The organism is Aurantivibrio plasticivorans, assembly GCF_055392955.1.
Genome location: NZ_AP036020.1, coordinates 4,278,467 through 4,291,322 on the forward strand (window position 1 = coordinate 4,278,467; position 12,856 = coordinate 4,291,322).

Below are 12,856 nucleotides of genomic sequence, written 5' to 3' on the forward strand. Positions count from 1 at the left end.
GGCAGCTACACTGAATTTTTTAAGTCGCATATTTTTGGAACTAGAGATAGGTCGTACTCCATGACAGATATAGATGAAGATCCCACCCCTACTGGCACACTGACACTACAAACACTCGCCATGCCTGCCGACACGAATGCAAATGGCGATATTTTTGGTGGCTGGTTGATGTCTCAGATGGATTTGGCTGGCGCCATTCTCGCGCACGATTATGCACTTGGCCGAGTCACCACTGTTGCTGTGGGTGGTATGACCTTTTTGCGCCCAGTTCCCGTCGGTGCAACCGTCAGTTGCTATGCCCAGGCGCTAGAAACCGGTCGCTCATCTATTCGGACCCTCGTCGAGGTGTGGATCAAATCTAACCGCTCCGGTGATGTTGAGAAAGTTACCGAGGGCGAATTTGTTTTTGTGGCCATCGATGATCACGGTCGCACACGCCCACTGAAGAAAACGCTCGACTAATCTCTATCGCGCTGCATAACTTGAACTTTAAAAAGCCCTCGCTGATCGCGAGGGCTTTTTTGTTTCTACCTGGCTTACCGCAGGCGGTAGTAAGCTTCTTCCGCGACCTCGTGATAGGTTTGCACCTGTTCTGAATAAGTGCTGTAAGCACGGTATACTTTATCGAACACGGGGTCTTCTGCCGCAATTTCCTCATAGAGCTCTATCGAGATTTTACGAAACTCATTGATGACATCATCAGGCAAGCGCCGCACTTCGATTTCATCATTGTTTAACAGCTGCTGCAAGGCGGCATTATTTTGGCTGGTGTAATCATCGAGCATATCTTGATTAATGGCGCGCGCCGCGAGCGCCACAATATGTTGCAAATCTTCCGGCAAGCTCTCGTAGGCTTGTTTATTAACGATTAATTCAAGCGTCGGGCCCGGTTCGTGCCAACCAGGGTAATAGTAATATTTTGCGACTTCGTGCAAACCCGTGGCGATATCATTATAGGGACCAACCCATTCGGTGGCGTCGATGGTTCCTGTTTGCATCGCTGTGTATAGCTCACCACCAGCAATAGTCACTGACGTACCGCCTGCACGATTGAACACTTCGCCACCGATACCGGGAATGCGCATTTTTAAACCCTGCACATCGTCGAGCGAATTAATTTCCTTATTAAACCAGCCAGCCATTTGGACGCCGGTATTGCCTGCAGGGAAAGGAATTAAATTGTAGGGCTCATATAGTTCACGCCACAACGCTAAACCGCCACCGTAAAACAGCCAACCGTTCATTTCTTGCGCATTCATACCAAACGGTACTGAGGTAAAAAACTGGGCTGCAGGCATTTTACCTTTCCAATAATAGGCTCCCGAATGACCCATCTGCACGCTGCCGGACGAGACCGCATCAAACACACCTAACGCCGGCACAATTTCACCCGCACCTTCTACGTGAATCACTAACCGACCACCGCTCGCGTTACGAATATACTCTGCAAGATTCTCCGCCGCTGCCCCCAGCCCTGGCAAACCTTTTGGCCAAGACGTCACCATCGTCCAAGTATATTGGGGCTGATTATCAACTGTTGAATTCACTTGCTGCTGTAGGGGTTTTGCACTACCTACACGTTCCATCACATACAACGCAAAGACAATCACCAATAGAGCAATTAAGCCCAGCGTGACTAGTGGCAAAATACGACGTTCGTTCATTGATTAAACTTCTTTATTATTAGCAATCGATAGATACTAGGCGCCTATAAAAATTAGTATTTTTTGGAGATGCCTAGATGGCTTCGAGCTTCGCATATTGAAGCACCAACCACTTACTGCCTTCACCATCAAAGTTCACTTGCACGCGAGCCGACCCACCTTGGCCTTCAAAGTGCATCACCACACCTTCACCAAACATTGGGTGCATGACTCGCTGTCCTAGCTGAAAACCAGAATCACTCGTTTCAGCGATGGGTTGCTGATAGTGACGATAGCTCACTGGACGAGAAATACTCGAACGTACTCGCACTTCGTTGAGAAGTTCGCTCGGGATTTCACGAACGAAACGAGAAATCTTATTGAATTTTTCACTGCCGTGGAGACGACGCGATTCCGCATGAGTGAGAATCAAACGCTCCATGGCTCGGGTTATCCCGACATAACACAAACGGCGTTCTTCTTCTAAGCGTTCTGGATCTTCAGCGGACATACGGTGCGGAAACAAATCCTCTTCCATTCCGGCTAAAATGACAAAAGGGAATTCTAAGCCTTTGGCCGAGTGCAAGGTCATCATTTGCACCGCATCGTCATATTCTTCAGCCTGGGTATCGCCCGCGTCGAGCGCCACAGTATCGAGAAATGCTTGTAACTCGCTGACTCGTTCAGCTTCTTCTTCGTCGAAGTTGAAACCTTTACAGGCGTTAACTAATTCTTCCAGGTTTTCAACACGCGCTTGGCCTTTCTCACCTTTCTCTTTTTTGTGGTGATCGTACAAACCGGATGACTGCAATACATGCTCAGCAAATTCCGATAGCTCCAAATCATGAGAATCGTTATCCAGGCGATTGATCAACTGCATAAACTGCACAACCGCGTTTGCAGCGCGAGCCGTGAGCAAATTATTTTGCAACATTTTCTCGCAAGCTTCCCACGACGAGCTGCCTTCTTCACGGGCCAGCATACGAATATTTTCAATGGTTTTGTTGCCGATACCACGCGTTGGCGTGTTAATAATGCGCTCAAATGCCGCGTCGTCATGGCGATTAGACACTAAACGCAGATAGCCCAACGCATTGCGAATTTCTAAACGTTCGTAGAAACGTTGTCCGCCGTAAATGCGGTAGGGTACACCTTCTACCAACATGGCTTCTTCAATGACACGTGACTGTGCGTTGGATCGATACAACACAGCACAGTCACGATAGCTATTGCCTTGCTGTAGCCACGATTTAACGCGCTCAACAATAAAGCGGGCTTCATCTTGTTCATTAAAGGCCGCATACAAATCTATTTTTTCACCATCATCGCGATCGGACCACAGCTCTTTTCCGAGGCGGCTGTTGTTGTTAGCGATGACGGCATTAGCCGCCTTCAAAATCACATTGGTAGAACGATAGTTTTGCTCCAGACGTGTCGTTAACGTGCCGGGAAAGTCCGTCGCAAACTGCTGGATGTTTTCAATTTTTGCACCACGCCAACCATAGATAGACTGGTCATCATCACCTACTGCCGTGACATGAGATCGATCCCCGGCTAGTACACGTAACCATGCATATTGCACTGCATTGGTGTCTTGGAATTCGTCCACCAAAATAAATGGGAAACGTTTTTGATAGTGCGCGAGTAACTCTGGGTTGTGCAGCCACAGTTCATGTGCACGCAACAACAACTCAGCAAAATCAACCATGCCGCCACGTTGACAGGCGTCTTCGTAATTTCGGTAAACGTTTAACATGGTTCTCAGAAAGGGATCACCGCTCTCTTGAATGTGTTGAGCACGCAGACCTTCATCTTTCTGCGAATTGATCCACCACTGCGATTGTCGGGCAGGCCAGCGGTTTTCATCGAGGGCTAGCGCTTGGTGAATTCGTTTGACCAAGCGCAACTGATCATCGCTATCGAGGATTTGGAAATTTTCAGGTAGATTGGCTTCGCGCCAATGCGCCTTGAGCAAGCGATGGGCCAGCCCATGGAAGGTGCCTACCCACATACCAGTCACAGGTCGTCCCAAAATACTTTCGAGACGGCTGCGCATTTCTTTTGCCGCTTTATTGGTGAAAGTCACCGCCATGATGGAATAGGGTGATGCATTTTCGACCTGGATTAACCAAGCGATTCGGTGCACCAACACACGTGTTTTACCACTACCAGCCCCCGCTAGAATCAATTGATGGCTAGGAGGTGCAGCGACGGCATCACGCTGGGTGTCATTAAGGGAATTAAGAAGTTCAGATACGTCCATCGCGCCATTGTATCAAAAGGTATCCAACAGCGAATCTATCCTGCCCTCATTCGGGGATAAAACACCATAAAAATACCTCCATTGATTCAGACTGGTTTTAAAAGAAAACCACGACTAACCATTCAGTCTCCCTGGCGCCCGATCACGCGCCTAGCATTTGAACAATACGGTACACAGTCGTAGTATCGACCAAATAACAAGCAACAATCGCTACCCAACCACAGTCCCAATCCGCCGACTAAACATCGTATCGAGCAAGTCACGCAGGCGAACCCAGGCTACTAGTCTAGGCTACAGATGGCACGTTGGTAGGCTACAGGATGCTAGACCTAAATGTTGTCTCAACGCTTGATAACCAGTTTGCTATTTGCTGTCTCTTTGTGTGTGACAGGGGTGACGCTCGGACAGCAGAATGATGTGGCTGATGTATTTGCTCACTATGTCCTTGATCCGTCGCAACGACTTCGTATTGCCAACCCAGATTACGTCGCATTCAAAGAACCCACCACACTAGACTCTGTGCTTGCATCCTCCGCCTGGAAAAGCTATTCGAATAGAGAATCATTTTTACCAGGCCAATATAAAGCTATCTGGTACCGCTTTAGCCTCCAGGCGACGGATGCTGCCAATACAACCTGGTGGCTCTCACTTAATTGGAGCATGGTAAACCGCGCGCAACTGCATATTTTTAATACCACCCAAAAGATATGGCGAAGTACTCGGCCGGTTGGAACACGCTACTACTTGAGTGATCGCTATCGAGATAGCTTATATTTCGATTTTCCCCTCGATTTAGAGGATGATGCCGAACACATCGTGTACCTGAGTATCGAATCGAGTAATATTTTGTCTGTACCGCTCTTCATATCGACAGACAAGCAGCTCACAAAGCATTACACCACCGAAAAATTTTTGATTGGCGCGCTCTTTGGATGCCTCGCCATTATGTTTGTTTACAATCTATCGCTCGCCGCGTTGCTGAATGACCGAAACTATTACTACTACTGTTTTTTTATTGCATCAATCCTACTCTATCAACTTAGTGCCAGCGGTGTGGGAACCTATTATTTGTGGGATTCGAGCCTTTTTCTCAAACAGAAAGCTTTCGTCCTTTTTGGCTGCTTAGGCTTTCTAGGGGCCTCTGTATTTATTGTCAAATTTCTCGATCTTGAAAATTTTTCGAAGCCTGTTCGAATCGGCGCCCGTATAACCATCTTGGTTTGGATTGTGCTCCTTTTCCTTTCAATACCTTTTACCCATGCTGGCTGGCTTTCCCACGCTATCAATGCCATTTCGTTCTGGATATTTTTTGCAGGCCTGGTTCTTGGCTCTATTCTATCTTTGCGTGGCAACATTTCCGCGAAGATATTTATGCTTTCATGGTTTGTACTCATGATTGGGACCAGCTGCTTTATGCTCGCTATCTTTGGCAAGTTGCGCCTCACTATTTTCACCCAGTATTCACAAATGTTTGGCTTCGTTGTCGAAATGGCACTGTTATCGTTTGCGCTTGCTTATCGCATTAATATTCACAGGTTACGTCGCGATGCGGCGCAAAAAAATGCCTTGGTGTTAGCGGCTCAAGTTAGCACCGAGCGGGAGCAACGATTACAAGCGCAGAAAGATTCCCTCGACATGCAAACGAAACTGAATCAAGAGTTAGAGGAACAGGTAAAAGAGCGCACCATTCAACTGGAAATCGCCATGGAGAAGCTAGAACACGCGAATATCGAACTCACCAACTTATCCAATACCGATGCACTGTCAAATACTTACAATCGTCGCTACTTTGATACAATTTTTTCAACGGAGTATGGACGGGCACATCGATCAAAACAACCACTTGCTCTGATACTCATCGATATCGACCATTTCAAATCCGTCAACGATTCCTATGGTCATAGTGTTGGCGATCGCTGTATTCAGGTCGTTGCAAAAAGTTTATCTGAAGAAGCAAAACGCCCCGGGGATATACTCGCTCGCTATGGTGGCGAAGAATTTGTCTTACTACTGCCTGCAGTTGGCGTTGATATCGGCGCGGCCATTGCGGAGCAATGTAGGAAAAGGGTTGCGCAACTGGATATTGAGAGTCAAGGACACTCAATTCAACTTACCGTTAGCTGCGGAGTGGCCGCGTGGATACCCAACAAAGATGATGACTACCAGACGCTTGTCGATGCGGCCGATGCCGCCCTCTACCAAGCCAAACACCAAGGCCGTAATCAAGTCGTTGTCTCCTCTTTAACCGCCGACAGCAGCACTCTCTCCTCATAGTGCATACCTAGCACACTAGCATTCTCGCTCTATCCTCTAGAAGCAAACTCGCCTGCCACTGCTACACTCAATAGTAACACTCCGTATTCTTTTCGAGCCTCTCATGCGTCGACTCCCATTAATTCAGGCCCTATTGTTCTGGACCGTTGTATTGTTGGTGGGCAATAGCCAAGCCGATGTCCAACACGGCCAATCAAGCGTTGACATAAAAGCCAGCGATAAACGCTTTTTCGTCCATCAATTAGAATTATTGACAACAGAAAACGAGTTTAGCGCTGAAGAGATAGCCTCCGACCGATTTAAAGATCGTTGGTCTAGCTATCAATCCGGTAGCGCTCGTTCGCTGAATAGTGGCAACGCGATTTGGTTTCGCTTTGATATTCAGTCGAAAAGCATTGGCGATGCAAGCTGGCTATTATCGATTTTTTTGGGCTCTATACGCGATGCGCGCCTGTCTGTTTATTCCCATACCAATGACAACTGGTGGCACAGCCGATCAATGGGATTAAACTATCCTCTGGAAGAACGCTATTTCAAAACACGCTTTTTAGCATTTCCATTGTCACTTGAGCCCAACCAAACCTATACCGCCTACCTGCAAGTTCAAGCGGATAATATTATCGCTGTTCCCATATCAATTACTCGACAAGATATCTTCGAAGAAGATTCACTGTTCGAGCTTCTTATGCTCGGCATATTTTTCGGAGCTTTGTGCGCTTTATTACTTTACAACGCATGCCTTTATGTTTTGTTAAAAGACAAGTTGTATTTCGTCTATTGCTGCTATATATCACTTGTTGCCATTTATCAGCTGCATGTGACGGGGCTCGGCCCAATGCATTTTTGGTACGACATCACCTGGATGAATGAATTCGGCAGTCCAGTATTTTCTTCAATGACGTTTTTAGCGGCAACACTGTTTTTTCGAGAGATGCTTGCGCTGCGTTCAGTCGGCGGCTGGATTTTACACAGTAATACTGGCATAGCCTACTGCTGGGCATTGATCGTATTCAGTTCTTTTTTTACAGAATCTATATGGGATCTCATTAATATTCTCGCATTTTTTACCACATTTGTAGGTGTTGCAGTATCACTTTATTTGTCGTTCTATAAGCATGTCATGGTGGCAAAAATCTATTTGCTCTCTTGGAGCTTTCTGATAGTCACAACATTTATTTTTATGCTTGCTCTCAATGGCGCATTACCCTTTAACCAGTTTACCGCCTACTCCCAGATGGGGGGCTTTTTAGCGGAGATGATTTTGCTCTCGTTTGCATTGGCATACCGCATCAACCTCGCTAAAAAAGAACAACTCGCAGCACGCGAAGAAGCCCTCGTTCTCACTCACCGAGTCAGTGAGGAACGAAAGGAGCGGCTAAAAGCTCAAAAAGAAACCCTCGACTTGCAACAAACCCTTAATCTAGAGTTAGAAAAGCAGGTGGAGACCAGGACACAAGAACTGCACGAGGCGCTGAAACATCTCGAAGCAGCAAACGACGAACTGACTCAACTTTCCATGACAGACGCGTTAACGCAAGTATCCAACCGTCGTTATTTTAATGAAGCGATTGAGAAAGAGTTTGAACGAGCTTATCGGAAAAATGATTACGTCGCCGTCGTATTTGCAGATATCGATCACTTCAAACAGTTCAATGATCGTTACGGTCATGCGGTAGGCGATGCGTGTTTAAGACAGGTCGCCGATGCATTGCGAAGTGTCGCAAACCGTCCTGCGGATTTGCTAGCCCGTTATGGCGGTGAAGAATTTGTCTTTTTACTACCCGGCAACGATGCTGAGTCTGCATCAGTTGTGGCTGAACGCGCCCGAGAAGCGGTTGAACAGCTCCAGTTTACCGTCGAAGGGAAACTAATTGCCGTGACGGCTTCCTTTGGTGTGTCGTCCTGGCGACCTAACAAAGACGATCAACCCTGTACGCTAATTGAGAGTGCTGACGACGCGCTTTACCAGGCCAAAGACCAAGGCCGAAACCGTGTCGTTACATCGAAGCCTGGCCTACGAGCGCTAGAAGCGTAACTTGCAATATCACCCAATATGTTCGCGCCGCGACACCATTGATTTGACGTTCCTGCCCCCACTGCTAAGCTTAATAATGCAACCAGGAGGGCACGATGCACGGTTTGGGTTACAAGGCTTTTCGTTCAATGATCATTGGAATTTTTACAATCGCTACCGCCACGGTGCTGTTCGCTTGTGATGGTAACTCTGCAGTACGGCAATTGTCCGACTATGAATTAGCGCAGCGTCAGGCCGAATGCATAGACAGAAAACCTACCGCTCCCGGAAGAGCACAAGCCTGCGAAAACGTACAACGCGAATGTGAACGCCGTAAAAAAGACCTCGGTTTATATATTTGCCGCTAGTTCAAAGGTGTAGCGGCTGGTTGTAGCTTTGCTAGCTGCTCACGCGCAGCGGCTCCCACTTTACCACCACCAGCTGCCGCCTCCTGAAGATAAGCAATGGCTTCGTTTTTGTTTCCCTGTTGTAACTTCACCTGGCCCAGGAAATAACTCGCTATCGATGTATTGAGCAGTTGCTTGCTAGCGATCAGACTTTTTTCAGCTTCCGCATAGTTACCAGACGCCACCAGTAAACTGCCTTTCCCCAGCAATGGACTAAAATACTTGGGATTGAGGGCAATGGCTTGATCAAAATCGCGAAGCGCTTCTTTCGCCTTGCCTTGAGAGACAAAGATATGGGCACGGGTCTCCCAAAAGCTATTTTCTTTTGGCTGTAGTCGAATCGCATCATCGACCAACTGTAATGCCGTATTCAAATCTTGCTGCTGTAATGCGGAAATTGCTTGCTGTTGTTTATCGTAGGCAGGTTTGTCTTTTTTCAGCTGTTTCATCACCGCTTGGAAGTCGTCACGGTGACGTAGCGAGCCGCTTAGAGATTGGGCATGCGCCTTATTAGCGGCAACGCGTTCTGCTGAGGGCGGGTGACTCGCAAAAAAGCTCGACAGCAAATCAGTACTCTGATTTTTACTTAATGCCAAAAACACTTGTTGCAGCTCAACGGCACCTTGAGGGTCATAACCGAGCTGCGACATATATTCCATGCCGACGTCATCCGCTTCTAGCTCATTCCCTCGGCTATAGTGCGCCTGCCACGCTGCCACACCAAGGCCTGCTCCCTGATTGATCAGCGCACCGTATTCGGACTCCCGCGTACTGATATCTAGCACCTGCGCACCCACACCCAGAAGCTGCGCCTGCGTCATCTGTCTGGCAGCGTGGCGGGCGGTCACATGCACAATTTCATGCCCCAGTACCGCGGCGAGCTGGGCTTCATCTTCTAAAAGTACAAGCAAACCGCGATTTATCGCAATTTTACCGCCAGGCATAGCCCAAGCATTGGGCACAGATGAATTCAGTACCACGAACTCAAATGGCAACTCCGGACGATGACTTTGCCGCGCAAGCGCCATACCGACACGCCTCACATAGGCAGGCACTTCCGGGTCTACCACGTATAATCCACCTTGCGCTTGCTGACTAGGTTGATAATTACGCTCGCCGATGGCAACCTCCTGCTGCGGCGACATTAGGGTAAACTCAGACTCACCAGTAACTGGATTTACCACACAGCCAGCCAGTGAATAAGCGGCAAGCAAACAAAGCAGAATGAAAGGGCGCACACGGCCTCCTGTTCGAATGTAATCGGTCTTCAATTTTCACCAACGAGTTATCATTTCCATGCAAGCATTACACGTTATTGAGTTACTAGCGGGCTACGACCCCAGCGGGAAGCCTATTGTAGAAAAACTTCAGGTAGATGTCTTGGAAGATAACAGCTGCCAACTTGTCCGCTCGCCAGCGTTTATCAAAGGTTTAGCAGGCGGCGACGTCATTAAACTCAATAAAGAAGACAAGCAGTTTGAAATCCAGCGACGCAGTGGCAATCTAGCCATTGTGGTATTTTCACGCGGTGATATTAATACATTGGCTGAGCAACTCATTCCGGAGCTAGAAAAGCTCGGCGGTCAACTCGATACTGAAACCGAGCGCATGTTAGTATTTTCGATTCATGTCAGCTGCGGTTTCGAAAAAATTGAAGCCATCCTGAATCAATATGTTGGACGAGATGGCCAAAGTGCTTGGCAGTATGGCAACGTCTATGACCCGACGGATGGAACAACACCTTTAAACTGGTGGCACGAGATTCTCAAGCCACAATAATCACCACGAACACCCAAATTCATTGATTGTAAACATATACTATAGAGACGCGCATGTTAATTGTTATTTCGCCTGCAAAAACGTTAGATTACGAGACACCAGCAAAAATATCCGATCACACTACGCCGCAATTTGTAAATGATTCGAAGAAGCTTATCGCTGAATTAAAACATCTTGCCCCGCAAGACATCAGCGACCTAATGCACATTAGCGACAAGCTCGGCGTGTTAAACTATGACCGGTTTCAACAATGGAAGCCTCGCTTCACCGAGAAAAATGCTAAACAAGCTATTCTTGCATTTAAAGGCGATGTATACACCGGTCTCGATGCAGAATCATTCAAAGCTAACGATTTTAAGTTTGCACAAAAACATCTACGCATTTTGTCAGGCTTATATGGCCTTTTACGTCCGCTGGATTTGATGCAACCTTACCGCTTAGAAATGGGCACCAAATTTAAAACCTCCTATGGCAAAGACCTCTACGAATTTTGGGGTGAAACACTCACTCAGCAACTCAATGAAGACATGAAGGGTCTTAAGTCTTCAGTATTGGTAAACCTTGCCTCTAATGAATACTTTAAAGCGGTCAAACCCAAGCACTTAGAGGGCGAAATCGTCAGCCCAGTATTTAAGGACTGGAAGAATGGCCAATATAAAATCATCAGTTTCTTCGCCAAAAAAGCGCGCGGCTTGATGAGTGCTTACCTAATCAAAAACCGAATCAAGTCCAGTGACGATCTGCTCTCTTTTGATCTCGATGGCTATCAATACGACCCCAAACTATCGAAAGACAACGCACCCGTATTCACCCGCAAGCAAGCCTAACATCACACCCGACAACGTCATGCCGAGTAACCTGAATTAGTCTACTCTTTAATAGAGAAAACTAAGGAAGCTCGCCATGGCGATTCGCATTTTAGTGGTAGACGACGCTACGTTTATCCGCGACATGATGAAAAAAAATCTGCGGGACCGAATTCCCGGTGCGCAAATACTCGATGCTAACGATGGTAATCGCGCCATTGCGGTACTCAAAGCCAACCCCATTGATTTAATCATGTCCGACTGGGAAATGCCTGGTATGTCGGGCGAAGAATTTCTCCGCTGGGTTCGCTCTGAAGATCATTACAAATCTGTCCCCTTTGTCATGGTTAGCAGCCGGGGGGATCGGGATCATGTGGTTAAAGCAGTGGAAGCAGGCGTTTCCGATTATTTAACAAAACCATTTACCCCCGATGAGCTGGTAAAGAAAGCCGTTAAACAATTGAAAAAAGCAGGTAAAGACCCCAACGTCAACTTTGGTTCTGCCGCAGCAGCAAACCAAGGCCATGCCTTTGGTTCAATTGATGCACTGACGGGTGGTGCTGAAAAAAAAGTTATTCAAAAAGCCAAAAAACCTATCCCCAAAGCGGATAATTCTGCGTTACTAGGAAACACACCACCGACAATAAAGTCTGCAAGCACCAAAACCGCTCCGGTAAAAAAAGCTGCACCTACGCAACCGAACAAACCGACAAACAGCGGAGGCGGTGAGCCACAAGCTCAACTTCGATTCCCGAATCTAACCTGTGCATGTGACGTAAAAGACCTGTCACTACAAGCCCTCAACGGCACAATAAAAAGAGGCGACGAGATTCCTTCATTGTTTGATCAAGCCGTTGTGGATATTGCCACTGGTGATGGCAAGGATCTCGCGCGCATTAATGGTTATGTCCACAGCATCCAAGCCGCAGAAAACCGCGTGACTACTGAACATATAAAAATCATTGTGCGTTTTGTCGATGATGACCCGCAAAAATTTGAGGTGTTATCGAAATTCATCGCTAAGCGTCGCTAGGTTCATTGTGAATTGAAAAATTTGTGGGCTTGGTTTAGCCTGCAACTATGAAACCGTTCTCCCAAGCCTGCGAAAACAATAAACAGCCAATACTCGATAAGCTCCGCGATTGCTTTGCCAACCAGGCCAACGTCATTGAAATTGGTAGTGGTACAGGCCAGCATGCCGTACATTTTGCGCAGCACTTGCCGCACGTCGTTTGGCAAACTAGCGATCTCGCCGAGAATCACGCAGGCATCAACGCTTGGATAGGCGATACCAACCTCTCCAATCTGCGCGCTCCAATGGTGCTTGATGCAAACGATAGCCGGTGGGATATACACCCATGTGATGCTGTATTTACGGCGAATACCTTACACATCATGAGCTGGCAAGAAGTCGAGAAACTCTTTAAGCACCTCGATAAGATACTCACCGAAAACGGTTGTTTGGTTGTGTATGGTCCATTTAATTATGAAGGCAAGTTCACTAGCGAGAGCAACGAGCGCTTCAACCAATGGCTGGGAGAACAGGCACCGCATCGCGCGATTCGCGACTTCGAAGCAGTATGCGCATTGGCTTCGTCAATCGGTTTGACGCTGCAAAACGATTTCGGCATGCCTGCCAACAATCGCCTTTTATATTTTTCTCGCTAGCA

11 protein-coding genes are annotated in these 12,856 nt (G+C 47.4%); 8 read left to right on the top strand and 3 right to left on the bottom strand.

Features of this window, described 5'->3' with window-relative positions; translation table 11 throughout:
- Positions 1–60: 60 nt before the first annotated feature.
- The gene (locus tag ACZ5NB_RS19270) at positions 61–462 is read left to right on the top strand and encodes an acyl-CoA thioesterase (RefSeq protein WP_464107740.1); all 402 of its coding nucleotides are present in this window, start codon (positions 61–63) and stop codon (positions 460–462) included.
- 74 nt (positions 463–536) lie between these two features.
- Here ACZ5NB_RS19270 and ACZ5NB_RS19275 read toward each other — a convergent pair whose 3' ends face one another.
- Complete coding sequence (locus tag ACZ5NB_RS19275) at positions 537–1,664, bottom strand: TRAP transporter substrate-binding protein (protein WP_464107741.1); 1,128 nt, start codon at positions 1,662–1,664, stop codon at positions 537–539.
- Between the two features lie 73 nt (positions 1,665–1,737).
- Entirely contained in the window at positions 1,738–3,906 is a 2,169-nt protein-coding gene (gene uvrD / locus ACZ5NB_RS19280; protein ID WP_464107742.1) for a DNA helicase II, read from the bottom strand.
- Positions 3,907–4,239: 333 nt separating this feature from the next.
- Here uvrD and ACZ5NB_RS19285 point away from each other — a divergent pair, with 333 nt between their 5' ends.
- From ACZ5NB_RS19285 to ACZ5NB_RS19295, 3 genes are all read left to right on the top strand, one after another.
- Positions 4,240–6,180 carry a sensor domain-containing diguanylate cyclase gene (locus ACZ5NB_RS19285; RefSeq protein WP_464107743.1) on the top strand — a complete coding sequence of 647 codons (1,941 nt, stop codon included), beginning with the start codon at positions 4,240–4,242 and terminating at the stop codon, positions 6,178–6,180.
- 103 nt (positions 6,181–6,283) lie between these two features.
- Entirely contained in the window at positions 6,284–8,215 is a 1,932-nt protein-coding gene (locus ACZ5NB_RS19290; protein ID WP_464107744.1) for a sensor domain-containing diguanylate cyclase, read from the top strand.
- A gap of 95 nt (positions 8,216–8,310) precedes the next feature.
- The gene (locus tag ACZ5NB_RS19295; RefSeq protein WP_464107745.1) at positions 8,311–8,562 is read left to right on the top strand and encodes a hypothetical protein; all 252 of its coding nucleotides are present in this window, start codon (positions 8,311–8,313) and stop codon (positions 8,560–8,562) included.
- Here ACZ5NB_RS19295 and ACZ5NB_RS19300 read toward each other — a convergent pair.
- On the bottom strand, positions 8,559–9,839 hold the full coding sequence (locus tag ACZ5NB_RS19300; RefSeq protein WP_464107746.1) for a M48 family metalloprotease: 1,281 nt from the start codon (positions 9,837–9,839) through the stop codon (positions 8,559–8,561). The genes ACZ5NB_RS19295 and ACZ5NB_RS19300 overlap by 4 nt on opposite strands.
- A 58-nt stretch (positions 9,840–9,897) precedes the next feature.
- Between ACZ5NB_RS19300 and ACZ5NB_RS19305 the strand changes: the two genes are divergently transcribed.
- The 4 genes from ACZ5NB_RS19305 to ACZ5NB_RS19320 all read left to right on the top strand — a co-directional run bounded on the left by ACZ5NB_RS19305 (position 9,898) and on the right by ACZ5NB_RS19320 (position 12,854).
- A complete protein-coding gene (locus ACZ5NB_RS19305; protein WP_464107747.1) occupies positions 9,898–10,380 on the top strand; it encodes a DUF4265 domain-containing protein in 483 nt (160 codons plus the stop codon).
- Positions 10,381–10,433: 53 nt separating this feature from the next.
- On the top strand, positions 10,434–11,207 hold the full coding sequence (yaaA, locus tag ACZ5NB_RS19310) for a peroxide stress protein YaaA (RefSeq protein ID WP_464107748.1): 774 nt from the start codon (positions 10,434–10,436) through the stop codon (positions 11,205–11,207).
- Positions 11,208–11,283: 76 nt separating this feature from the next.
- A complete protein-coding gene (locus ACZ5NB_RS19315; RefSeq protein WP_464107749.1) occupies positions 11,284–12,219 on the top strand; it encodes a response regulator in 936 nt (311 codons plus the stop codon).
- A gap of 47 nt (positions 12,220–12,266) precedes the next feature.
- Complete coding sequence (locus ACZ5NB_RS19320; protein ID WP_464107750.1) at positions 12,267–12,854, top strand: DUF938 domain-containing protein; 588 nt, start codon at positions 12,267–12,269, stop codon at positions 12,852–12,854.
- Positions 12,855–12,856 lie beyond the last annotated feature (2 nt).